The 23,900-nt window shown below is 39.0% G+C and carries 21 protein-coding genes; 6 read left to right on the top strand and 15 right to left on the bottom strand.

Annotated features, from left to right (window positions below; all coding sequences use genetic code 11):
- Positions 1–13: 13 nt before the first annotated feature.
- The 3 genes from rhaM to EKM69_RS04595 are packed head-to-tail and all read right to left on the bottom strand — an operon-like array spanning position 14 to position 3,123.
- A complete protein-coding gene (gene rhaM / locus EKM69_RS04605; protein ID WP_125708602.1) occupies positions 14–328 on the bottom strand; it encodes an L-rhamnose mutarotase in 315 nt (104 codons plus the stop codon).
- Positions 325–1,797 carry a rhamnulokinase gene (gene rhaB, locus EKM69_RS04600; RefSeq protein ID WP_125708600.1) on the bottom strand — a complete coding sequence of 491 codons (1,473 nt, stop codon included), beginning with the start codon at positions 1,795–1,797 and terminating at the stop codon, positions 325–327. Before rhaB ends, rhaM begins: the two co-directional genes overlap by 4 nt.
- Before the next feature lie 3 nt (positions 1,798–1,800).
- Positions 1,801–3,123 carry an MFS transporter gene (locus tag EKM69_RS04595; protein ID WP_125708598.1) on the bottom strand — a complete coding sequence of 441 codons (1,323 nt, stop codon included), beginning with the start codon at positions 3,121–3,123 and terminating at the stop codon, positions 1,801–1,803.
- A 134-nt stretch (positions 3,124–3,257) separates the two neighbouring features.
- Between EKM69_RS04595 and EKM69_RS04590 the strand changes: the two genes are divergently transcribed.
- On the top strand, positions 3,258–4,226 hold the full coding sequence (locus EKM69_RS04590; RefSeq protein WP_125708596.1) for an AraC family transcriptional regulator: 969 nt from the start codon (positions 3,258–3,260) through the stop codon (positions 4,224–4,226).
- 95 nt (positions 4,227–4,321) lie between these two features.
- Complete coding sequence (locus tag EKM69_RS04585; RefSeq protein ID WP_125708594.1) at positions 4,322–5,443, top strand: NAD(P)-dependent alcohol dehydrogenase; 1,122 nt, start codon at positions 4,322–4,324, stop codon at positions 5,441–5,443.
- Between the two features lie 383 nt (positions 5,444–5,826).
- Here EKM69_RS04585 and EKM69_RS12675 read toward each other — a convergent pair whose 3' ends face one another.
- The 5 genes from EKM69_RS12675 to dnaE all read right to left on the bottom strand — a co-directional run bounded on the left by EKM69_RS12675 (position 5,827) and on the right by dnaE (position 12,972).
- A complete protein-coding gene (locus tag EKM69_RS12675; protein WP_404825397.1) occupies positions 5,827–6,183 on the bottom strand; it encodes a DUF4931 family protein in 357 nt (118 codons plus the stop codon).
- 20 nt (positions 6,184–6,203) lie between these two features.
- Positions 6,204–6,617: a DUF4931 domain-containing protein gene (locus EKM69_RS12670; protein ID WP_404825396.1), complete on the bottom strand. Its 414-nt coding sequence runs from the start codon at positions 6,615–6,617 to the stop codon at positions 6,204–6,206.
- A 156-nt stretch (positions 6,618–6,773) separates the two neighbouring features.
- A complete protein-coding gene (pyk, locus tag EKM69_RS04575; RefSeq protein WP_125708592.1) occupies positions 6,774–8,543 on the bottom strand; it encodes a pyruvate kinase in 1,770 nt (589 codons plus the stop codon).
- A 45-nt stretch (positions 8,544–8,588) separates the two neighbouring features.
- Positions 8,589–9,548, bottom strand: coding sequence for a 6-phosphofructokinase (gene pfkA / locus EKM69_RS04570; protein WP_125708590.1), 960 nt, complete (start codon positions 9,546–9,548; stop codon positions 8,589–8,591).
- A gap of 100 nt (positions 9,549–9,648) precedes the next feature.
- Positions 9,649–12,972 (bottom strand): DNA polymerase III subunit alpha, encoded by a 3,324-nt coding sequence (gene dnaE / locus EKM69_RS04565; RefSeq protein ID WP_125708588.1) that lies wholly within the window; start codon positions 12,970–12,972, stop codon positions 9,649–9,651.
- A gap of 102 nt (positions 12,973–13,074) precedes the next feature.
- Here dnaE and EKM69_RS04560 point away from each other — a divergent pair, with 102 nt between their 5' ends.
- On the top strand, positions 13,075–13,269 hold the full coding sequence (locus tag EKM69_RS04560) for a YjzD family protein (protein WP_125708586.1): 195 nt from the start codon (positions 13,075–13,077) through the stop codon (positions 13,267–13,269).
- A gap of 208 nt (positions 13,270–13,477) precedes the next feature.
- Here EKM69_RS04560 and EKM69_RS04555 read toward each other — a convergent pair whose 3' ends face one another.
- From EKM69_RS04555 to obgE, 7 genes are all read right to left on the bottom strand, one after another.
- The gene (locus EKM69_RS04555) at positions 13,478–14,209 is read right to left on the bottom strand and encodes a hypothetical protein (protein ID WP_125708584.1); all 732 of its coding nucleotides are present in this window, start codon (positions 14,207–14,209) and stop codon (positions 13,478–13,480) included.
- 60 nt (positions 14,210–14,269) lie between these two features.
- On the bottom strand, positions 14,270–14,458 hold the full coding sequence (gene rpmF / locus EKM69_RS04550; RefSeq protein WP_125708582.1) for a 50S ribosomal protein L32: 189 nt from the start codon (positions 14,456–14,458) through the stop codon (positions 14,270–14,272).
- 89 nt (positions 14,459–14,547) lie between these two features.
- Positions 14,548–14,871 carry a lipopolysaccharide assembly protein LapA domain-containing protein gene (locus EKM69_RS04545; protein WP_164505847.1) on the bottom strand — a complete coding sequence of 108 codons (324 nt, stop codon included), beginning with the start codon at positions 14,869–14,871 and terminating at the stop codon, positions 14,548–14,550.
- 12 nt (positions 14,872–14,883) lie between these two features.
- Positions 14,884–15,681 (bottom strand): SDR family NAD(P)-dependent oxidoreductase, encoded by a 798-nt coding sequence (locus tag EKM69_RS04540; protein WP_125708578.1) that lies wholly within the window; start codon positions 15,679–15,681, stop codon positions 14,884–14,886.
- A gap of 21 nt (positions 15,682–15,702) precedes the next feature.
- The gene (rnz, locus tag EKM69_RS04535; protein ID WP_125708576.1) at positions 15,703–16,629 is read right to left on the bottom strand and encodes a ribonuclease Z; all 927 of its coding nucleotides are present in this window, start codon (positions 16,627–16,629) and stop codon (positions 15,703–15,705) included.
- 16 nt (positions 16,630–16,645) lie between these two features.
- Entirely contained in the window at positions 16,646–18,565 is a 1,920-nt protein-coding gene (locus EKM69_RS04530) for an acyltransferase family protein (RefSeq protein WP_125708574.1), read from the bottom strand.
- 21 nt (positions 18,566–18,586) lie between these two features.
- Positions 18,587–19,861 carry a GTPase ObgE gene (gene obgE, locus EKM69_RS04525; RefSeq protein WP_125708571.1) on the bottom strand — a complete coding sequence of 425 codons (1,275 nt, stop codon included), beginning with the start codon at positions 19,859–19,861 and terminating at the stop codon, positions 18,587–18,589.
- Between the two features lie 211 nt (positions 19,862–20,072).
- Between obgE and EKM69_RS04520 the strand changes: the two genes are divergently transcribed.
- The 3 genes from EKM69_RS04520 to EKM69_RS04510 are packed head-to-tail and all read left to right on the top strand — an operon-like array spanning position 20,073 to position 23,723.
- Positions 20,073–20,825 carry a DeoR/GlpR family DNA-binding transcription regulator gene (locus EKM69_RS04520; RefSeq protein ID WP_125708569.1) on the top strand — a complete coding sequence of 251 codons (753 nt, stop codon included), beginning with the start codon at positions 20,073–20,075 and terminating at the stop codon, positions 20,823–20,825.
- Positions 20,826–21,749, top strand: coding sequence for a 1-phosphofructokinase (gene pfkB / locus EKM69_RS04515; protein WP_125708567.1), 924 nt, complete (start codon positions 20,826–20,828; stop codon positions 21,747–21,749). It begins immediately after the preceding gene.
- Between the two features lie 12 nt (positions 21,750–21,761).
- On the top strand, positions 21,762–23,723 hold the full coding sequence (locus tag EKM69_RS04510) for a PTS fructose transporter subunit IIABC (RefSeq protein ID WP_125708565.1): 1,962 nt from the start codon (positions 21,762–21,764) through the stop codon (positions 23,721–23,723).
- Positions 23,724–23,900 lie beyond the last annotated feature (177 nt).

Here is a 23,900-nt window from a genome sequence, read left to right as displayed (position 1 = left end):
CTCTCCTCCATTTTTAATCTAAGTGAAATACTTCGTCTAAATCGACTGTAACGGGACTTTTATCAGGGTTTGTATCCATCAAAGGCTCCATGTATGCCCACCATTTCTTGGCAGCATCGGTTTTTGCGATATCGTTATATTTTTCGATGTTATCTACTTCCAAATATGCGAACAACTCACCATTTTCTTTGTTCAAAAAAATCGAATAGTTGTGTGCGCCAGCTTCTTTCAAGGCTTTTCTCATTTCTGGGAAAAGATTGTTGTGGCGCTTGGCATATTCTTCATATGCATCTTTGTGTAAATACATGATTTGACCTAATCTTTTCATTTGACCGTTTCCCTTTCACCATTATTAAGAAATTCTTGATAGCGTTTTAATACATCGCCATATTTATTGGTTTCTGGATGGAATGTTTTTAATCCAAACGAATCTCTGATCAACTTACGACCTTCAGCAATATTATTGACATCGTTCATCGTGATCATTTGAACGATCAAGTTACCGATGGCAGTAGCTTCACTAGGTCCAGCATAAACATCAATGTCAGCTAATGTAGCAGTCAATTGATTCATCAATTTAACATTTGATCCACCACCGACAATGTTTAATGCTTCTAACTTGCAGTCTAAAATCTTATTAAGTTCTTGGATCTCATTGGCATAGTACAAAGCTAAGTTGGAATAAATTGCCATGGCTAATTCACCAGTAGTTTCGGGAACTTTTTGTCCAGATTGACGACAATAAGTTTGAATCTCGTCGACCATGCTGTCAGGATTAGTAAATCTGTCATCATTAACATTGATAAATTGTTGGAAAGGTGTGACCTCTCCAGCTAATTTTGCTAAATCAGCGAAACTATATTCGTCGTTTAATTCATGCTTGAGACATTGAACCATCCAAAGCCCCATGATGTTCTTCAAGAAACGATAAGTTCCGTATGCACCCCATTCATTGGTGTAATTGCCTTTAAAGGCTAATTCTCCGTTTTCAGGGACATTTAATTCTGTTCCCAGTAATGACCAAGTTCCTGAACTTAGGAAGGCCCAGTTCTCACCTTCACCTGGAGTCCCGAGAACAGCAGATGCTGTATCGTGAGTAGCAACGGTAATTACTTGTGTTTCTGGAAGATCATAAAGTGTATGCCACTTGTGACGGATATTTCCTAAGATAGTTCCTGATTCGACCAAACGTGGGAATTGATCTTGTGAGACATTGACCTTATTCAATAAGTTCTTATCGAACAATCCTTCACGTAAGTTCAACATTTGAGTTGTGGAAGCATTGGTTACTTCAGTCACAGCATTGCCTGTTAAAACATAACCAATGTAATCAGGAATCATCATGATCTTGTCAGTTTTTTCAAGATCATCTTTACTTTCTTCATACAATTGATACAACGTGTTGAAGTTTAAAAATTGGATACCAGTTTTCTTGTAGATATAACTCTTTGGTAGATCAGAAGTTAATTCTTGCATGGCATTCTTAGTTCTAGCATCACGATAGCTAATTGGATTTTGAATCTTTTCACCATCCATACCAACTAGAACATAATCAACTGCCCAAGTATCGATCCCTAAAGTTACGTCGTCATAACCAGCATGTTTGATTTTTTCCAATCCTTTGAAGATTTCATCGAGGATGGAATCAATGGCCCATCTATCGTGACCATTTTCCTTGGAAAAACCATTTTTGAATCGATGCATTTCTTGAAGTTCTAATTTGTGATCCTTAATGGTACCTAACATTAAACGTCCACTAGAAGCACCAATGTCGACAGCTACATATGCTTTTGCCATTGATTAGACCCTCTTTTCCTGTGTTGAACTACTCATTGATGAAGTAGTTGTTGTTTTTTCGACTGATTCCTTGCCATATCTTTCTTCGGTGATCTCATCCAATGACTTGCCACGTGTTTGTGGAGTCCAAATTGTACCGATGACTAATGAAACTAAGAGTAATCCGATCATGAACATTCCGGCTGTCTTGAAACCCATTGTCGAAAGAATGGTTGGGAAGATAATTGACCAAACACCGGCTGAAGCACGAACAAGGAAGAACATAACACCTTGTGATCCAGCACGATATTTAGTTGGGAACAACTCGGTAGCCCATAATGCGTACCAAGCTTGTGCACCGATCCCGGCTGAAACACCCCAAAGGATTACGAAGAACCAAAGACTTGACCAACCCATTCCGGTAAATGTCAAGATGATCCATGAGGCAGCACCCATTGCGGCACCAACGAAATAAAAGATTCTGTGATTTGCTTTGTCACCGTATTTGGCGAAACCAAAGTATGTTGCTAAGGCTGTGAAGATCCAAAGAATAGCTTGCAACAAGTTAGCTTGCATATTTGTTAAGCCACCTGCTGTTTCGTATACGTAAGGCATAAAGAAGCCCATTGCTCCGGCAACCAAGTTCCAGAACATGTAAACACCAACTAAGAACAAGAGTGATTTGACACTGACTTTGCTTGAGAACAAGTCTTTGTAAGGATGTGGTTTTTCACCAGTAAGTTTCTCCTTAGCTTTTTGCTCTTCCCACTCTTCTGATTCGTGAAGCTTTCTTTGTAAGCTCCAAGCGATAAATGCAATGACAAACAAAATTCCAAATAAGATTCTGTTACCTAACAAACCAAGTGGCGAAAGGACAACACCTAAAATAAAGATAATGGCAGGTCCCATCGACCAAGCAAACTGTGAAATACCGATATTTTTGGCCCGGTCATTACTTCCAGAAGTTTCTGAAATGTATGTCCAAGAAGCTGGAACACCAGCACCAACGGCAACACCAGTTACGGTAAATCCTAATAGCAACATTGGGAAATTCATTGAGAACATGACGATCAATGCTCCCAACATGTAAACTAACATGTCATATGTATAAATGATCTTACGTCCATATTTGTCTGATAGATGACCACCAAACAAAGCACCGATAGCAGCACCGAATGCGTTAGCACTCAAAGCTCCTAAGAGACCGACTTGAAAACTGCTGAGACCTAATTCGCTAGTCCAAAGTGTTAATCCACTGGCACCAGCAACGATACAGCCAGAATCCAAGAAATTAGTCAATGAAACTGTAAACGTTGATTTCAATGACCCTTTTTTTGAATCACTCATAAGTACACCCCTAATTTCTTATTTTTGAAGAAAGCGCTATCACCAAATTGCAAATCTAATATAACCGCTTTCACCGGAGTGGTACAATGTCAGTTGAACAGTTTTTGAGTAACAAATTTACAGGAGGAATGTTCATGGATTCACGAATCATCGGACGTTTGAAGCAACACGAATTAATTGAAAATGAGCAATTAAAAACAGGTCACCATATCGATGACCTGCCTAACAAAGCTATTAGTAAAGGAAAATCGACCAAAAGAGTTAAGGTCTTAAACAATTATTTCTTTCGTAATCGTGAAGTCTATATCAGTAAGCATGACCGCTTTGCCGACTATCCAGAACACTCGCACCAGTTCTTAGAGATGAACTACATGCTCAGTGGCAGCTGTGACCAAGTCGTTAATGGAAAACCAGTTCATATGAACAAAGGTGACCTTTTGCTGATCGATGTTGGCTGTACTCATTCAATCAAAAAGCTAAACGAAAATGACCTATTGATAAATTTATTGTTTCGAGATCAGTCGATCAATATCAATTTATTGGACAATATGCGCCGGTCAAATTCAGTCTTATATGAATTCTTAATTAATCGTGTCTCAGGTGAAGGTAACACTTTACCATATATCCTTTTCCCGAATAATATCGATCATGATATTAAAAACACGATGGAAGATATTATCAATGAGTACTACTCTAAGCGAGAATTCTCGGATTCTATCATCCAATCTTATTTATCGATACTACTAACCAAATTAGTTCGCCATTATCACGTTCCTATCAATAAAAAGGATTCCAAGCAGTTATTGATGATCCAAATATTAAAAGACATTTCCACCGATTTTCGAACGATAAACTTAGAAACTTTGGCCAAGAAATACGGCTACAACAAAAACTACCTCAGTAACTTCATCAAAAAGGTATCCGGCAAGTCATTCAGTACCCTAGTCATGAATCAACGTTTGATCAAGGCTCACACATTGATCACTACTACATCAATGCCAATTTCTGAAATTATTTACGAAATCGGCATGAAAAATAAAACTAGTTTTTATAAAAAATATAAATCCTACTACTTAATGATGCCTGGTGATGAAAGAAAATAGCGAAAATGGGTTTGCATTTTCTGAATAAACGTGAAATAATTAACAGCTGAAGAAAGCGATACCATATTAATTTTAATTTGAGGTGGAATTTTATTATGAAAATCAAAGCAGCAGTTGTTGACAAAGTTAACGATCCATTCGTTATCAAAGATGACGTTGAATTAGCAGATATCCAAGACGACGGTTTACAAGTTAAACTAGTTGCCTCAGGTATTTGCCATTCTGATGAAGCTTTAAGAAAAGGTGACGCAGCCTTCAGTTTCCCTGTTATCTTAGGACATGAAGGTTCAGGTATTGTTGAAAAAGTTGGTAAGAACGTTAAAAACTTCGAACCTGGCGACCACATTATCATGTCATTTTACTCATGTGGTGAATGTGATAACTGTCTAAAAGGTAAACCAACACAATGTCGTAATTATGCAGCATCAAACTTGAGTGGTACACGTCCCGATGGATCAGATCACTTTACAGAAAATGGCCATCACGTTAGTGACATGTTCAACCAATCATCATTTACTACACATACAGTAATCAACCAAAGAAATGCTGTTAAAGTTCCTAAAGATCTTGATCTTAGAAAACTCGGACCTCTTGGCTGTGGATACGTTACAGGTAGTGGTACAGTCTTCAATACCCTTCAACCAAAACCAGGTGACACAATTGCCGTCTTCGGTACTGGTGCCGTTGGACTTGCAGCTATGATGGCTGGTAAGATCTCAGGATGTGTTAACGTTATCGCCGTTGATATCGTTGAATCACGTCTTGAATTAGCTAAGAAGTTAGGTGCTACTGACGTTGTTAATAGTTCAAAGGAAGATGCCGTTGAAGCTATCAAGAAAATCACTGGTGGCTTAGGTGTTGATTGGGCTGTTGATACAACAGGTGTTTCAAAAGTTATGATGGACTCGATCACTGCCCTAACACAGGGTGGTACTTCAGCTACTATTGCTGTTACACCACACAACATCGATTTGAGTACTTGGAACGACCTTTGTGTCGACGATAAAAAAGTCGTTGGTGTTAACATGGGTGACTCAATTCCTCAAATTGATATCCCTCGTTTGATCAAGTTCTATCAAATGGGTATGTTCCCATTCGATTTGACTGAGAAATTCTTTGATTTTGATGATATCAATGAGGCTGATGCTGAATCTGTTAGTGGTAAGACTATCAAGCCTGTTTTGATCATTGACAAAGACTATGAACCAGGCAAATAATTTTTCGTTTTTAATTTTTAGAATACATCGATAGTTTTATATATATTTGACTCCAATCTGTTATGGATTGGAGTTTTTTATTATGGTGGCAAAAATTGATTAAATGATCCCCTCTTTTTTATTATTTAATAGCTATCAAAAAACCTGATTGCTGTTTTTTTCTCTTTCGTTCTATCGCATTTTTCGTCAGATGTGATTATTTTTCTATGAACCAATACGGTTGTATTTGCATTTATTTTTGGATCTTACATCATTTGCAAATTAATATTTTAGATATGATTTTAATTTCTTTCTTACAATTTACTAAATTTCATTTTCATACTTTCATCGTACAAAAATAAGCCGCTAAACTTAATTAGCGACTTGTTTTTCGTATTGATGTTTTAGTTGTCTATTACTTCTTTTTCTTCTAATCTCTTCTTCAAAACGTCTCTGATTCCACTGACTTGTTTGTCACCATCTCTTTGCGATAGCCGATAACCTACGAAGTATGGAGATACGACGTATCTTGGAACTACTTTGCAGATTATTTTTGAATATTCTTTGTAGAAGAAAATGTTGTAGGAGTCGAACTTTCCTCCGTAAAAATCTTCTAATACATATTGAACTGTCGTCTGAACCATGTCTGCTAATTTGTCGATGTTTTTTGCATCGGTAATTATGATGTTAAATTCTACAAATCCCATGATCGGTTTTTTGGAGATATTTAATTCAATTTTACTGTCCTTGTATACTTCCATACCTGTGAAGTTTTCTGCCTCTACGTGTTTGTATCCGTGACTTTTTCTAGTCCAATGATCTGGAAGTGTGGATGTCTTAGGCTTCCTCCCGAAAGCGGACCGACATTTTTGTACATTAGAACACTGGTATATTTCCCGCATTTTAACATTTTGTTCCAGCATTCATAAATATACTCGAAAACTTCACGATTCTTAGCTTGGTTATATGTGGCAATGTCACCGTTGTGGTCGCTTGATTCTATTAAGACAGTTTGGTAAGTGTCTTTTAAAGTTCTAAATTTATTATCTAGCCAGATCATGTCTTTTCGTTGATCGATGATATTCACTAGATTATCGGTATCACAAAAAGGACAGTAGCCATCGGAGTGCTTAATGTTTTCTGGCTTACCTTTTGCTTGTTCGATTTCAAATACTAATACGTCTTTGTTTGACAAAATTACACCTCAAATTGTTGGCAATGCAATATCCATTACCCTCTTCTCTCAAAAAATGATAACTCAAATTGTATTGAAATGCGAAAACAATTTTCTAAAAAAGCATAAAAAAAAGAGGCTCGTCAGCCTCTTTTTGTAATGATCAATTATTTTGTATTAAAGTGAGCGTGAAGCACCCTTGTATACAACACCACGTCTTGAATCAACTGTGATTGTTTCGTTGTCTGAGATTGCCTTTGTAGCGTCAGTTGCGCCAACAACTACAGGTAGACCCATTGCGATACCAACTACAGCTGCGTGTGAAGTTAGACCACCGTTTTCAACAACTACGGCACTAGCTTTTTCAAGAGCTGGTAAGTAATCTTTGTCTGTTGTTTCTGTTACAAGAATGTCGCCTTCTTCAACCTTCTTGTTAGCTTCGTTTGCTGAGTGAGCAATTACGGCTTTACCGATAACTGATTCTTCACCAACACCTTGGCCTTTAACTAGTTGTGAACCGATCAATTGAACCTTCATAACGTTTGTGGCACCACTTTCACCAACTGGAACACCAGCAACGATAAGGATCAATTCGCCTTCTTTAGCAAATCCTAGTTCTTGAGCTTTGTTTGCTGCTAATTCGAACATTTCATCAGTACTTTGTGGTTTTTCAGTAACGATAGGATCTACACCCCAGTTAACTGTCAATCCACGTTGTGTCTTTTCGTCAAATGTGATAGCTAAGATATCAGCACTTGGACGGTATTTTGAGATCATACGTGCAGTATAACCTGAAGCAGTTGCTGTAACGATTGTGCCGATGTTTAATTCTTCAGCAGTTCTAACAACTGATTCACCGATTGATTCTGTAACGTTTGAACCTTTGTATTCTTCGAAACGTTGGATAGCTAATTGGTTCTTTTCATCCAATTGTTTTTCTGTACGTTCGTCAATGTTTGCCATTGCTGCAACAGCTTCAACTGGGTAGTCACCGTTAGCACTTTCACCAGAAAGCATAGTTGCATCTGTACCATCAAGAACAGAGTTAGCAACGTCAGTAACTTCGGCACGTGTAGGACGTGGGTTTTCTTGCATTGAGTCAAGCATTTGTGTAGCAGTGATAACTGGCTTACCTAAAGCGTTACACTTCTTGATCAAGTCTTTTTGTACGAATGGTACGTTTTCAAATGGAATTTCAACACCCATGTCACCACGAGCAATCATCAAACCATCTGAAACTTGCATGATTGAATCAATGTTGTCGATACCTTCTTGTGATTCGATCTTAGGGAAGATTTGAACATATTCACAATGTTTTTCTTCAAGAATTTCACGAATGTCAAGAACGTCTTGGGCTTTACGTACGAATGAAGCTGAAATAAAGTTGATTCCGTTGTCACAACCAAAACGAATATCTGAAGCATCTTTTTCTGTGATACCTGGTAGGCGGATTTCAACACCAGGTGCATTAACACCCTTTCTTGAACCGATCTTACCTTCGTTTTGAACAACTGTAACTAATTCACGGTGTTCGTCATCTTTTTCTGTGATCTTCAAGTCAACAAGACCATCATCGATCAATACGTGACCACCAACATGTGTATCATCGTATAGTCCTGGGTAAGTAACAGCGATCTTTTCAGGGTTACCTGTAAGTGTATCATCCATTGAAATACGGATAACGTCACCGATCTTAGCTTCGAACTTGCCGCCTTCTTGAGGTGTTGTACGGATTTCAGCACCCTTAGTATCTAAAACGATACCAACAGTCTTACCAGTGATTTTTTCTGCTTCATGAACCATCTTCATACGTGAAAGGTGTTCTTCGTGATCACCATGTGAGAAGTTGAAACGGAAAATGTTTGCGCCAGCTTCGATCAATTTTGTGATTGTTTCAACATCGTTACTAGCAGGTCCAAGTGTACTTACAATTTTTGTTCTTTTCATTAGAATCCTCTTTCCAATTATTATTAGATGAAATATTTAGTTATTTTATCTACTTAATGACTTGTTCAAATCATATAAATCAAGATCAGGTTTGTGCTTACCGTCGAATAAATCAAGCATGTTATGGTAAGTCAATTGGTTATTTTCGATACCAATAGCAACGCCACCCTTGCCTTCTTCCAGCAAGTCAACAGCAAATGCTCCCATCTTACTTGCTAAGACACGATCTCTGGCAGTTGGTGAACCACCACGTTGAACGTGACCTAACACAGTTGCACGGGCTTGGAAATCACCATATTGGTTAAGCTTGTCCATGAACTCATCAGCATGCATAACACCTTCAGCTAAAACTACTAGCATGTGTTTCTTGCCTTTTTCACGGCCACGCTTAATTCTATCAGCGATTTCAGAAACGTCAAATTCTCTTTCAGGAACGACGATCTCTTCTGCACCACCAGCAACACCGGCCCAAAGTGCGATATCTCCTGCACCACGACCCATTACTTCAATAACGAAAGTTCTTTCGTGAGAAGTAGCTGTATCTCTGATCTTATCGATCGATTCGATAACTGTTGAAACAGCTGTATCGAATCCGATAGTAAAGTCTGTATATGGAATATCATTATCGATAGTTCCAGGTAAACCAACTGCATTATAACCGTGCTCAGTTAAACGCAAGGCGCCATGGTAAGAACCGTCTCCACCGATAACAACTAACGCATCAATTCCGAATTTCTTAAGTTGTTCGATACCCTTAAGTTGACCTTCTTCTTGGGCGAATTCTGGATATCTTGCTGAATACAAGAATGTTCCACCACGTTGAATACGATCAGATACGTCTGAAGCAGTTAATGGAAAAATATCTCCAGCAACTAATCCAGCGTATCCATAATTGATACCAAACACTTCTAAGCCCTTATCAAGAGCTCTACGTGTGACTGCTCTAATAGCAGCGTTCATGCCAGGGGCGTCTCCACCACTGGTCAATATACCAATACGCTTCATTTATTCACACTCCAAATTTATTTGATTCTAAAACAAAACCTTATAAAATATAACATTTTTTTCACATTCTTTGTAGCGTTGAAAACGTTTTAAACAAAAATTAGTTACCTTTTTTAAGAAAAACGTTCTTTTGCCCCAAAAATTTGATCAATTTTGCCTGGATTTCATCATTAAAATTAATCCAGCGATTATTTTTTAATAAAACCGCTTGTTTTTTTGTTTCCCGATAAACGATCACCGGAACATTTCCCCGAGAAGTCTCGATCAAATTATACAGATCAGTTAATTTTTGAGGACTATCTAATTGTCGAGGAACTTTCAAATATAAAACTTCATCGGGAAGTTTCCGCAAGTACTGTTTCGGGTCATTGACTTTATCTGCGATCACTTCGAGATCACCACGCCTGCCTTCGTTTGGTGTCCCGATGATCACTTTGATCTGGTTCATCAGATCATCATCCTTGATCTGATTGAATAGCTTCGGAAAAATCGTGATCGAAACTGAACCAGTCTCGTCTTCTAAAGTCGCAAAAGCCATTTGTTGACCTTTTTTAGTGCGAATGACCCGCATGTTCTTGATCAACCCGATCATGTAGAGCGAACGTCCCATATTGTTTTCCAATTGGTTGAGTTTGACCGTGTTGACATTGAGTAATTTTTGCCGGACTTTTTCAACTGGGTGACCAGAAACGTAAATCCCCAAAAATTCTTTTTCCTGATTTAATTTCTCAGTCAAAGTAAAGTCGTCGACTTCATGTTTCTTCGGTTCCAGCGTATCAAACAGAGAAATGCTATTCCCTGCTAACTTAATACTATCGACTAAGTCGCGAACGTCAAGTAGCGTTTCCTTGCGATTTCGATTAAATTGATCGAAGGCACCAGTAAAGACTAGCGGCTCAATGTAATCTGCTTTAACAAATCGCGTATCGATCCGCTGCAAAAAATTCAAAATACTGCTAAATTGCCCTTTTTGACTCCGTTCATTGACGATCGACTGCGAAAAATCACGACGCATCCCTTTAATACTGAGGAAACCAAATCGGATGCCTTTTTCGTCAACTTGAAATTCATAACCACTCAAATTGATGTCAACATTCATGATCTTGATCTGACGATCTTTAGCCGCCTGAATATAATTAGAAGTCTTAGTCTCATTGTTTAAGTTCGAATTCATCAAACAAGTAAAGAAGACACTTGGAAAATGCACTTTAATATATGCCAACCAAAAAGCTATCATCGAATAAGCAACCGAGTGAGATTTATTGAAACCATAATTACCAAAAGTTTCTATATAATCGTAAACATTTTCGGCGGATTGCCGATCATGTCCTAGTCGAACAGCACCTTCAACAAATTTTTGATGATTTTCGTTCATCAATTTCTCATTCTTTTTACTAATGGCTCGACGGAGTAAATCGGCATCTGCCAAAGAAAAACCTGCCATCTTGGATGAAGCTTGCATTACTTGCTCTTGATAAACTAAAACACCATAAGTCGGCTTCAAAATATCTTCCAAGGATGAATCAGGATACTCAACTGGCTCTTCGCCATGCTTTCGCTTGATAAACACATCAATGTTTTGCATTGGTCCCGGTCGATACAAAGCATTCGTTGCCACGATATCATTGAAAGCGGTGGGTTTTAATCGTCTCAAAACGCTTTTGATACCGTCAGATTCAAACTGGAACACACCATCGGTATCGGCACGTTGAAACAGCTGCAAGGTCTTAGGGTCATCCAATGGAATCTGTTCCGGATGAAAATTTTTACCCGTCATTTCTGAGATCATTTGGATCGATTTATCGAGGATCGTTAAATTCTTTAATCCTAAAAAGTCCATCTTCAATAGTCCCAGATTTTCGACATTGTTTTTCGTTTGCTGCGTTAAATTGATCCCATCGTCTTCCAGCTGAACTGCAACAATCTCTGTCATCGGCTTTTTACTAAGAACAATTCCAGCGGCGTGAGTCGAATAATGCCGTGGGATACCCTCAATCTGCTTGGCAATATCAAAGATGACCTGATTTTCCTTTGATTCGCTAACTAGTTGGCGTAAGGTCTCCGACTCATTGAAGGAATCGGACAAGGTCACATTTAACTGCTTAGGGATGGCATTTGACCACTTGGACATTTGGAAAGTTGACTGCCCAAAAGTTCGAGCGATGTCTCTTAAGGCCATCTTGGCACCCAAAGTTCCAAAAGTAATGATCTGAGCCATATGATCGGCACCGTATTTGTCATGCATGTAATGCACCATTTCATCCCTGCGGTCATCTGGCAAGTCCAAATCGATATCTGGCATATTTACCCGTTGTGGGTTCAAAAAGCGCTCAAACAGCAAATCATACTTGATTGGGTCCACTTGAGTGATGCCTAGAGTATATGAAACTAAAGAACCAGCCGCTGACCCTCTTCCGGGTCCAGTCTTGATGTCAACATCGTGAGCATGCTTGATCACGTCCCAAACAATCAAGAAGTAATCAGAAAAGCCCATTTCTTCGATCACACCTAATTCGTAGGCTAGTCTTTTTGAATACTCTACAGGAACTTGTCCATGCATTCGTTTCAAAAGGCCCTTGGTAGCTAACTGTTTCAAAAAACTAGCTGAAGAAACATGTTCAGGTGTCTGGAACTCTGGTAGTTCAGTGGCTTTAAACTCAATTTTCACATTGCAACGTTGAGCTATTTCATCAGCGTTTTGGATCGGTTGGTCTAAGTTATAATTGTCAAACTCTGACTCGACCTCTTCTGGTGGACGCAAATACATTTGACCATTTTGCTGCCTTTGCTCCAGCTCGATTTTTTCACCAGTACGGATATGATTCAAAACTTGATAAGACAAAACATCATCCGGTACCAAATAGCGCACATCGTTGACCGAAACTAGCGGTGTCTGCGTACTTTGACCAATATCACGGATCCTTTTAACATAGGCGATTTGTTCAGAAAACAAATTTATCCCTAAATATATTGATCCGTCATCAATAAGGTGGCGGATATTTTGCAAAAAGCCGATTCCTAAATCTTGTTGCAAGATCTCGGCATCCTCACCAGGAGTAATAACAAACAAGTCATGGAGAAACGGGGCGATAACTTCAAACTTGATTGGATCATCACTGGACATGATTAATGAAGAAATCTTGATCAAATGATGATAACCAACGTCGGTCTTGGCTAGTAAGATCAATGGATAAACTTCAGTCTCATCCATCAATCCTAAAGTATGGACCGTCAGTCCGATGATCGGCTTGATCCCTACTTTTTGACAAGCCGTATAAAAATCGATCGAACCATATAAATTATTATTATCAGTCAAAGCTAGCGATGAATAACCTAGTTCTTTAGCACGTTTGACCAGACTAGTAAGTTTAATGGGACTTTGCAGTAAACTATAACTGCTCATAACTTGTAATTGTGTTTGCAATATAAAGCCCCCTTCAGTTAAAATTATAACAAAATTAATCCAAAGTTTATTGGGCAAAGTCTTAATTTATGCTAAACTATCATAGAAAGCGAGATGGACAAAATGAGATATGTAGCAGTTATTTTTTGGGCAATCGTCTTAGGTCAAGTTGCCGGTTTCATTGGAGGAGCATTAAACCAACAAACATACAACTTCCAAATGACATTGATTGTTTCGATCATATTTGCCGTAATATTTACAATCATTCCACTTATGTTAAAAGATAATAGTAAAGATAGTCAAAAAAAGGACGCTTAAAGAGTAATTTCTTTAGGTGCCTTTTTTATTTCCGTATGAAAAAATCCAGTAACTCGATTGAGTTGCTGGATTTTTTAGTTGAATCGCGTTACGGGTGATAGCGGCCTCCGGTCATCACTGCTGTTCGAGGCACGACTCCGTCGCACCCTGTTCGAACACCTGTGTTGATCCTCAGCAGCTGATCATCTCCCTCCACGCTCTTTTTTAATTAATCTTTGGTGATGTAAACGTAAAATGCATCGCTCGACAAATTGAGATCAAACATGATCCCATTTGATTTGATTGGTGTCAGGTTGGTCTTATTGCCATCCTTAGCGTCTTTTAGCTGCTTTTGGAGGTGTTGCATGACCTTCTTGCCATCGGCACCCGTTAGCTCGGAAATTGAGTACAGAGAACTAGCGAACTGCTTGATCCCTGATTTAGTCTTGAACGACTTGAGAGAATCTTGCATGGCTATCCCTATCAAAGAAGAATTTTGGACATTGAAATGCAAGATCGTATTGCTACTCTTCTTATAATTAAAAATACCATTTTGGGCAACTAAAGGAATTTGATCCGTTGGTTGTCCTGCTAAAAGTGTTGAATAATTATACATCTGAGCAAATTCAGTGTAATTCGCGATTGGCTGAGCCTTTTTAACTGTTACGATTTTCGTTTCCGTACTCTTGCCATCACTAGCAACGATCTTGATGTCTTGGTTCTTATCCGATGCTGGTACTGAAAAAGCAAATTCATGACTATGCATCGTAACATTGTGTTTTTCGCCATTCAATGTGTAGACCAACTTGGTCGCTTTGGTAGCCTTCCCCTTGATAACAGCTACGAGGCCACTAGCCTGATATTGGTCTTTTGTGGTAGTTAATGACAAATTTGAGCAGCCACTTAACACCATGAAGAAAATTGGAATCAGTAAAATCAGAAAGTATTTTATCTTTTTCATAGTAATTCCCCATTTATTTATACAAAAAAAGTCAAGCCATATAGACTCGACTTTTATTAATTAAGCTTGTGCGTCATTTTTTGTGTCGACAACTTTGTTGCCTTTGTACATACCTGATGGTGATACGTGGTGACTCAAACGATATTCACCTGATGCTACGTCAAATTGCATGTTAGGAACATTCAACTTGATATGTCCACGTCTTTGACGCTTCTTTTGTTTTGATGTTTTTCTTGCTGGTACTGCCATATTTAAAAAGCTCCTTTATTTTTATATTACTTAATCAAATCTAACGTTTAATATAATACTATCATAATACCGTTACGGCAAGCAAAAATCTAATTTTGTTTGTTTTTTGTTTGATTATCTTTCAAGGCATCCGCTATTTGGTTATCATTTGAAATCTTAACATTAGATAATTCTTTCTTAGCTGACCGAGTCAACTTTTGATCATCCTTTTTCTTGGAACCAGTATTTGCTAACAAGACTGTTATTACTGCTCCTAAGAGTAAAGTCACGATGATCAGTAAGATCAACGGTAGTTTAACACGTGTGAATCCAAAACTTACTGTTACTGGATCGATGTTTAAAATTGCAAATATGATCACGACCAATGCAATGATCAGACCTATAACAAATCTCCATTGTCTTTTTTTATCCATAATTAAAATCCCCTATTTTCGATTTCCTAGCGTCCCTGCTAAATAGTCTCCCACACTTGGTGCCATTTTGTAAAGAACACTGGCTAATTCCATGTAACGTGGACGATTGATCTCTCGTTTCTTCTTATTAAAAGTTGAAACGATGTCACTCGCAAGTTTCTCCGGATCAATAATGAACCGTTTCACTGAATTGATATAACTACCAGTGTGGTCAGCAATATCAAAAAAGTTAGTTGCTACGGGTCCTGGATTAACCGTTGTGACAAAAATATTGAATGGCTTCAATTCCAAGCGAAGGCCATCAGAAAAGCCAATCACGGCTGCCTTTGTAGCTGAATAAGCCGCCGATTTAGGTGTGGTGATCTTGCCTGCCATCGAACCAATATTAAAAATATGACCAGAGCCGTTATCGATCATTTTGCTTGCAACCAATCGTGTCATCAGCATCAAACCTAGAACATTGACTCTAAACATCTTTTCGACTGTCGAAAAATCAGTTTCTAAATAATTAGAAAAATCACCGAATCCAGCAGCATTGACTAAAACGTCGACTTTTTCGAAGTTGTCGTAGATGGTTTCTACGCCTTGTTCGATTGCTTTCGGATCACTCATATCAATCGACAAGTAAAAATGATTCGAATACTCACTGCCGACAGCGATACAAGCTTGTTTAACTTCGGCTAGCTTCTCGGTATTACGTGCCACTAAGATCAAGTTAGCTCCAGCAGAAGCGGCTTGAATTGCAACGTCTTTACCAATACCAGAAGATGCTCCAGTGACTAAAACAGTTTGCTCTAACAAATTAACCATGACGAACCCTCTTTTCTCAATTTAATGAAATGGTACTTCGTAAATATCAAAGTCATTTACTACTCGACTATTATCGAAAATCTTGCGTGCTTCATTTTGCAAAGCCAAAGCAGCCTTACCAGTGTAGCGAGCAGAAATATGCGTCAATAATAAACCTTTGGCATCGCATTTCTTGGCCACACGGGCAGCTTGAGCAGCCGTGGAGTGGAAATAATTGTAAGCCATTTTCTTATCTTCATCGGAAAAAGTCGATTCGTGAACTATCACATCGGCATGATCAGCCAATTTGTCGATCTCCGGTGTGTATCTAGTGTCAGAAATGACTGCGACTGTTTTACCAGGCTTATCAGGTCCGATAAAATCGGCTCCATTCAACTTAGTTCCATCTTCTAAAGTTACTTCTTGCCCTGCCTTGAGCTTACCATAAATCGGTCCATTCGGAATGTGGTACTGCTTTAATTTATCGACCAAAAGTTCACCAGTCTTCGGCTTTTCAACGATTCGATAACCAAAGCAAGTTATTCGATGTTCTAATTTTCCGGCATAAACCGAAAAAGTCTTGTCGTTGAAGATCTCGCCACCGTTTTTCATTTCGATGTACTTGATCTTATAACCTAGCTTAGTCCCGGTCACGGCGAGTGAAGTTTCCACGAACTTTTTGATGCCAACTGGTCCATATAATTCTAATGGTGCTTCGCCACCTTGATTAGCACGACTAGACAATAACCCAGGCAATCCAAAAATATGATCGCCGTGTAAATGAGTTATAAAAATCTTTGTGATCTTTCTTGGCCTGATAGTCGTTTGTAAAATTTGGTGTTGTGTGGCTTCACCAACATCAAATAGCCAAACTTCATTTCTTTCATCGAGCAATTTCAATGCGGTACTCGATACGTTTCTTCCTTTTGAAGGAACACCAGCACCTGTTCCTAAAAATTCTAATTCCATACAAAAATCCTATCTATTATTTATCTAAGTCGGCCAAAATCTCTTTCACCACAAAGGAGGAATAATACATCGAACCATCTGGATTAGGATGAACTTGATCATCGTAGAACCAATCTGGATGTCCCTTTGCATAACCATTCCAATCAATGACTGAAAGGTTCTTATACTTCTTCTGCGACTTCTTCAAGAGTTCGTTAACTGGTTTTTCCCAAGGCTTTGTAGGCACAAAGACGTTGATCCAGAACACATGACGTTTAGGTCCAACTAACTTCATAACTTGAGCCACTTGTTCATCGTTGAATGGTCCATTAGTACCTAGACCAACCATGACATTAGGAGCTAAGACACCTTGATCTTTATAACCTTGTAAAATATCAACACTCTCAGACAGTTGACGGCTGACTTCAGCATTAATAACTACATTTTTATCGCTAAATAATTGGTTGAAATTATTTAGTCCATCGGCCATAACAGAATCACCGACACCTGTTAATTGCAAATCTTTCAATCTTTGCAGGTCAAATTGAGAAAGTCCGTATTTTTCGAACTCTTCATTGACAGGCTTAGTCTTAGCTAACTTCTTATACTTAGCCTTTTGTTCGGCAGTCATGGAGCCATTGCTACCTTTATCTTTATTTTCTTTCAGATGTTCGATAGCTTTTTTGTTGCGCTTTTCGTTGTTCTTCGTATTCTTATTGATCTTCTGGGCAAGCTTACTGTTGTTAGCTTCTGGTTTTGGTGCTGAAGTAGCCTTAACTACTCCGTAACCACCAGTAGCCACGATCAAAGCAATCACGATGGCCAACACTCTACTAATTGCAGTAGATGACTTGAAGAAATTCTTCACATCTTGCCAACTAGCCTTAGCGAGTGGTCTTTCAACGAAACGGTATGAAAATTCTGTGATCAAGAAAATCAAGATCACTTCGATCACTGGGTAAAGTACCGGATGATCGGCAATGTTCTTGAATTTCGATTCAAAAAAGATCATTACTGGAAATTGATACAAGTAAAGTCCATAACTTCTAGCTCCAATATAATGGAACAATTTGTTCGACAAAACTTTATCCCAAATAGCACTTGGATGTGCTACGACAGCGATAAAGATACATGTCACAACTGAAAAAATGAACATTCCGCCACGATACAAGAAAGCAGAAGAATCTTTCACAGTGAAGATCATGAAGACCATCAAGGCAAACGACAATAGTCCGATAATATTCAAGACCCACTTGTCACTCTTCATGACCCCGACTTTCAGTTTCTCAGCTGGCCACACAATAGCTAGACCACAGCCAAGAAGGATCGAGAACAATCTAGTATCTGTTCCGTAATAAACACGACTTGGGTCGACACCTGGTTGATACAAAATAGCCATCCAAATGGCAGAAATGACCGAAACGATCATTGCAAACCAGAAGATCCGACTCTTTTTCATCCCTAACTTGATGAACAACAGCAATAATAAAGGCCAAACAATGTAAAATTGACCTTCGATCGACAATGTCCATAAATGAGTAAATGGTGATTCATTATTAGCAAATCTTTCAAAATAAGATTGACCATTAAAAATTTGCCACCAGTTGTAGACGTTCAATACGTTCGTCACAAAGATCTGATCTAAGTGGTATAGCAAATTCTTCAGGAACAAAACAATGTATGCCCCAGAAGCTAGCAAGACGAACAGCAAGCCCGGGTACAAGCGTCGGATCCGTTTTATATAAAAGTTGCTCAACGAAAATTTCTCACCAGCATCTACTTGGTTAAAGAAATGATCAGTGATCAAATATCCCGAAATTAAGAAAAAGATAGGTACACCCAAGTACCCACCAGAAAAGACAGTTGGGTTCAAATGGTACATAATTACGCCAATAACACCTAATGTACGTAGCCCATCAAATCCACCAATGAACCTTCTTTTTGGTGATTTATTCATAATATAATTACCCCTAAATAACTAAATAAACTCGAACGTGAAATCAAGTATTGTGACAGAATCACCAGTTTGTGCACCGGCATCGATCAATGCTTCTTCAATACCCATACCCTTGAGTTTTCTAGCAAATCTCATAATTCCATCTTGATGATCTAAATTACTGATTTGAAGTAGACGTTCAACTTCATCACCGGTAACTTCAAAGTCGTGTTCACCTGTACGATGAACTTTGAACTTGTCAGCCTTAGGTTGGTAATTGTACTCAACTGTTTCATCACTTTGAACGTCAAAGTGGATCGGTTCAGTCTTCGACAATACCTCACTAGTGTGATCAAGTAATGCTTTAACACCAGTATGTTGAATACTGGAAATAGCAAAAATATCAGTACCTTCCGGTAGTTTTTGCTCAAATTCAGCTAATCGTTCGTCGGCCCCAGGAATATCCAACTTAGTTGGAACAATAATTTCTGGACGACTTAAGATGTTTTCATCGTAAGTACCTAGTTCATTACGAATTGCTAAATAGTCTGTATATGGGTCACGGCCATTTTCTGGATCCATGTCCACTAAGTGCAAAATAACACGTGTTCTTTCAACGTGACGTAAAAATTGGATTCCTAGTCCAACTCCGTTAGAAGCTCCTTCGATCAAACCAGGTAAGTCAGCAATAACAAAGTCATTTCCGTTATCTAATTTAACCATCCCTAAATTAGGGTTTAACGTTGTGAAGTGATAAGCAGCGATTTTAGGTTTAGCGGAAGTTGCTACTGATAATAAGGTAGATTTTCCAACTGAAGGAAAACCAACTAATCCAACATCAGCAATCAATCTTAACTCTAAACGGATCATCTTTTCTTGACCAGGTTCACCATTTTCGGCGATTTCCGGTGCTCTATTCTTGGAATTGGCAAAGTGGATGTTTCCACGTCCACCCTTTCCACCTTTAGCAACGACTAATTCTTGTTTATTATCGACCAAGTCCCCGATCAATTGACCAGTTTCTTCATCAAATACGGCTGTACCAGTTGGTACTGCGATATAAACAGGATCAGCTTTGCGTCCGTACATTCCTTTGATCTGACCATTTTGGCCTGGATCAGCTTTAAAGATACGTTTGTATCTAAAGTCCATTAAAGTATTCATGCCTTCATCAGCACGTAAAATGATGTCACCACCGCGGCCTCCATCGCCACCAGCAGGTCCACCAAGGGGAACATATTTCTCATGTCGAAAAGCGACTGAACCGTCGCCACCTTTACCTGAACGAACGGTAATTTTTACATTATCAACAAACATCTGATCCCTCCTTTCTACCTATTGTTATTAATTTGATTATCATTTTTAAATTCTAGCACAAAAACACTATTCATAATACTTCAAAACACAAAAGCCTGTCCACCATTTTAGTAAAGTCGTGAAAGCATTTGAAACTTTTTGAACGTTTTTGAAAGATTATGATTGATTTTGAATGAATTTGATGTATTATTATTGCAGGAGGTGTGTGTAAGTGCTTACCGAAGAAAGACATCAAATTATTCTTCAACAATTACAACTTCACAACATCGTGAAGCTTCAAGATCTGATCCCCCTTACTGGAGCATCAGAGTCGACCTTGCGAAGAGACTTGCAAGACTTAGAAGAATGCCATAAGTTATTACGGATTTACGGCGGAGCTCAAAGCATTGTTTCTTTGCACGATGAACCAGCTCAATCGCAAAAGATCTCAACTCATCCAGATGAAAAAGCTCAGATTGGACGTTTTGCTGGCGAACTAGTTCAAAGTAATGAAATTATTTTTCTCGATGCCGGAACTACCGTGCAAGCCCTTATCCCATACCTGGCAAAGGCGTCTAATTTATTAGTCGTCACCAACAGTGTCGATAATGCCTCGACATTAGCTGATTATCAAGTTGAAACTTTTGTACCAGGAGGTCGCCTCAAGGCTAGCACAAAAGCGTTGGTTGGATCTAACATGACCAAAGCCTTAGCCAACTACCACTTCGATAAAGCTTTTATCGGAACGAATGGTTTTTCTATTAAAGCTGGCTATACGACCCCCGATCCAGAAGAATCAGCGACTAAAGAAATTGCTTTGCAAAATTCGCATGAACAGTTCATTTTAGCTGATAGCTCCAAATGTGGCCAAGTAAGTTTCAGCCGCTTTGCTAATTTGAGTGAAGCTACCTTGATCACCAACGAATTGCCAAGCAAGACTTTAGACAAAATCAAACAATATACCAAAGTTTTGGAGGCCAAATAATTGATCTACACTATCACAGCTAACCCATCGATCGATTACGTTTTACAATTAGACGCAATGACCGTTGGCGAAGTAAACCGAACTACTAGCGATGTTAAATTGCCTGGTGGAAAAGGTGTCAACGTATCACGGATTTTGAATGAATTAGCATTAGATTCGACTGCTCTAGGTTTCGTCGGTGGAGCTACCGGAGAAATGTTTGAAAATCTCTTGCAGCAACACCAATTAAACACCAATTTTACTAAGGTTTCCGACGACACCCGGATCAACGTTAAGATCAACGCCGTCAAGCAAAATGAAGAGACTGAAATCAACGGAACCGGTCCTAAGATCACCGCCGATGAAAAAGCTGAATTCATTAAATTACTCAAAAAAGTAGGTAACGGCGATGTTGTCATCATGTCCGGTAGTTTACCTAAAAATATCGAAACTACTTTTTATCTAGACATCGCCAAAATGATCCAAGCTCAAGGGGCCGATTTCGTGATCGACACAACGGGCCAAGCTTTACTTGACACACTGCCACTTCACCCCTTAGTCGTGAAACCTAATAACCACGAGTTAGCCGAATTGTTCGATACCACTTTTAAAAACGAACAAGACATCGTTGATAATGCTAGAAAGTTACTCGACCAAGGTGCCAAACACGTATTAGTGTCCATGGCTGGTGACGGAGCTTTACTAGTTACTAAGGACAAAGTATTCAAGGCTAATGCACCTAAAGGAACAGTCATTAATTCAGTTGGTGCTGGTGATTCCATGATTGCTGGTTTTGTAGGGACATTTATGAAAACTAACGACCCGATCGAAAGCTTTCATATTGGAGCAGCTTGTGGATCAGCTACCGCCTTTAGCCAAGACATTGCTGTTAAATCAAAAATTGACGAAGTTTACCAAGCTATTAATATTAGCCAAGTTAATTAGGAGGAGAAATCTATGGATCTGAAGGAATTACTTCTAAAAGATGCTATGATCATGGATTTAAAAGCTACTACCAAAGAAGAAGCTATAGATGAAATGGTCAGTAAATATTATGACATTGGAGTCATTGATGACAAAGAATTATACAAGAGCGACATCTTAAAACGTGAAGCTCAAACAAGTACCGGTATTGGTGATGGTATCGCTATGCCCCACGCCCGTGACAAGGCAGTTAAAAGAGCGACTGTGTTATTTGCCAAGAGTAAAGATGGTATCGATTATCAATCTCTTGATGGCCAACCTACTTTCTTATTCTTCATGATTGCTGCTCCTGACGGGGCTGACAACTTGCATCTCCAAGCTTTAGCTGCTTTATCATCGTTGTTGATCAACCCTGACTTAGTCGCTAACTTGAAAAAAGCTACTTCTGCTGATGAAGTTCAAAAACTATTTAGCGATGCAATGGATGCCAAAGAAGCTAATGAAAAAGAAGAAGAGGAAAAAGAAAAGGCTAAACAAGAAGCAGCTGCAAAAGCTGCTGCCGAGACAGCCAATTCAGCTGACAAGAAGCCTTTCGTTGTTGCCGTTACTGCTTGTCCAACCGGAATCGCCCACACATACATGGCTGAAGCTGCTTTAAAAGAGCATGCTGAAAAGCTTGGTGTTGACATTAAAGTTGAGACTAACGGTTCTGAAGGTGTTAAACATTTACTAACAGCTGACGATATCAAACGTGCTGACGGTGTTATCATCGCTGCCGACAAGAAAGTCGACATGCCAAGATTTGACGGAAAACATTTAGTTAACCGTCCCGTAACAGATGGAATTAATAAATCTGATGAATTGATAAACTTAGCCGTTGAACAAAAAGCTCCAATCTTCCACTCTGAAGGTGGCGCAGCTGAAGCTGAAGAATCAACTGAAAAGAAATCGCTCTGGTCAAAAATTTACGCTGACTTAATGAATGGTATTTCTAACATGCTTCCATTCGTTGTCGGTGGTGGTATTTTAATGGCGCTTTCGTTCTTACTTGAGCCAGCTGTCGGTTCTAATTCACAGTGGTTCTTATTCTTTAACCACGTCGGTAATTATGCATTTAGTTTCTTGATCCCCGTTTTAGCAGCGTACATTGCTGAATCTATTGGTGATCGTCCTGCTCTTCTACCTGGTTTCGTTGGTGGTTACATGGCTTCTCAAGCTAGTGCATCCATCGTTGCTTCAAAGAGTCCGGCCGGATTTATCGGTGGTCTTCTAGCTGGTTTCATTGCTGGTTGGATCGTTGTCGGTCTTAAAAAATTACTTAAGAACTTACCTAAGTCACTTGATGGACTTAAACCTATCTTGCTTTACCCAGTACTAGGACTACTAGCAACTGGTGCCATCATGTACTTCGCAGTCGACCCAGTTTTCGCAATTGTTAACCATGCTATCACGAACTTCCTAGAATCAATGGGAACTGGTAATGCCGTTATCCTTGGTGCCTTATTAGCTGGTATGATGTCAGTCGATATGGGTGGTCCTTTCAACAAGGCTGCTTATACCTTCGCCATTGGTACATTTACAGCTACACAAGATGGTGCTTTAATGGCCGCTGTTATGGTTGGTGGTATGATCCCACCTCTAGCAATCGCCATTGCTACAACTTTCTGGAAGAACAAATTTACTGAACAAGAAAGACAAGCTGGTCTTTCTAACTACGTTCTCGGAATTTCCTTCATCACCGAAGGTGCAATTCCATTTGCTGCCGCTGATCCACTTCACGTTATCGTTTCAAGTGTTATCGGTTCAGCAATTGGTGGTGGATTATCACAATTGTGGCACGTTAACGTTCCTGCCCCACACGGTGGTATCTTCGTAACATTGCTTGCAAATCACCCACTACTTTATGTCTTAGCAGTCTTGATCGGTGCCGTCATTGCCGGTGTCATCTACGGACTTTGGAAACCTGCCAAAGAAACTGCTACGGAAAATAAATAATATTGTTTAAAAAAAGCCAACTACTCTGATTGCGATAATCCCTTTATGGTTGTCAGATGAAATAATATAAATTCATCTGATATTCATGAAGGGATTTTTTTATGTCTAGAAGTAAATATACAGTCCAAGAGAAGCTGGATCTGGTGTTGGAGTTTAAAGAAACCCAACCCATCTTCA

This window comes from Companilactobacillus zhongbaensis (assembly GCF_003946515.1).
In the GTDB taxonomy this organism is placed as follows: Bacteria; Bacillota; Bacilli; order Lactobacillales; family Lactobacillaceae; genus Companilactobacillus; species Companilactobacillus zhongbaensis.
This window is presented reverse-complemented; position numbering and strand designations above follow the sequence as displayed.

Excerpts from the sequence above, each read along its gene's own strand:
- EKM69_RS04555 (WP_125708584.1), bottom strand. The coding sequence starts at position 14,209 with ATGAAAAAGATAAAATACTTTCTGATTTTACTGATTCCAATTTTCTTC.
- EKM69_RS12675 (WP_404825397.1), bottom strand. The coding sequence starts at position 6,183 with ATGGAAGTATACAAGGACAGTAAAATTGAATTAAATATCTCCAAAAAA.
- rpmF (WP_125708582.1), bottom strand. The coding sequence starts at position 14,458 with ATGGCAGTACCAGCAAGAAAAACATCAAAACAAAAGAAGCGTCAAAGA.
- EKM69_RS04540 (WP_125708578.1), bottom strand. The coding sequence starts at position 15,681 with ATGGTTAATTTGTTAGAGCAAACTGTTTTAGTCACTGGAGCATCTTCT.
- EKM69_RS04510 (WP_125708565.1), top strand. The coding sequence starts at position 21,762 with ATGGATCTGAAGGAATTACTTCTAAAAGATGCTATGATCATGGATTTA.
- EKM69_RS04530 (WP_125708574.1), bottom strand. The coding sequence starts at position 18,565 with ATGAATAAATCACCAAAAAGAAGGTTCATTGGTGGATTTGATGGGCTA.
- rhaB (WP_125708600.1), bottom strand. The coding sequence starts at position 1,797 with ATGGCAAAAGCATATGTAGCTGTCGACATTGGTGCTTCTAGTGGACGT.
- EKM69_RS04595 (WP_125708598.1), bottom strand. The coding sequence starts at position 3,123 with ATGAGTGATTCAAAAAAAGGGTCATTGAAATCAACGTTTACAGTTTCA.
- EKM69_RS04585 (WP_125708594.1), top strand. The coding sequence starts at position 4,322 with ATGAAAATCAAAGCAGCAGTTGTTGACAAAGTTAACGATCCATTCGTT.
- EKM69_RS04560 (WP_125708586.1), top strand. The coding sequence starts at position 13,075 with ATGAGATATGTAGCAGTTATTTTTTGGGCAATCGTCTTAGGTCAAGTT.
- rhaM (WP_125708602.1), bottom strand. The coding sequence starts at position 328 with ATGAAAAGATTAGGTCAAATCATGTATTTACACAAAGATGCATATGAA.
- pfkA (WP_125708590.1), bottom strand. The coding sequence starts at position 9,548 with ATGAAGCGTATTGGTATATTGACCAGTGGTGGAGACGCCCCTGGCATG.
- rnz (WP_125708576.1), bottom strand. The coding sequence starts at position 16,629 with ATGGAATTAGAATTTTTAGGAACAGGTGCTGGTGTTCCTTCAAAAGGA.
- EKM69_RS04590 (WP_125708596.1), top strand. The coding sequence starts at position 3,258 with ATGGATTCACGAATCATCGGACGTTTGAAGCAACACGAATTAATTGAA.
- EKM69_RS04545 (WP_164505847.1), bottom strand. The coding sequence starts at position 14,871 with ATGGATAAAAAAAGACAATGGAGATTTGTTATAGGTCTGATCATTGCA.
- obgE (WP_125708571.1), bottom strand. The coding sequence starts at position 19,861 with ATGTTTGTTGATAATGTAAAAATTACCGTTCGTTCAGGTAAAGGTGGC.
- pyk (WP_125708592.1), bottom strand. The coding sequence starts at position 8,543 with ATGAAAAGAACAAAAATTGTAAGTACACTTGGACCTGCTAGTAACGAT.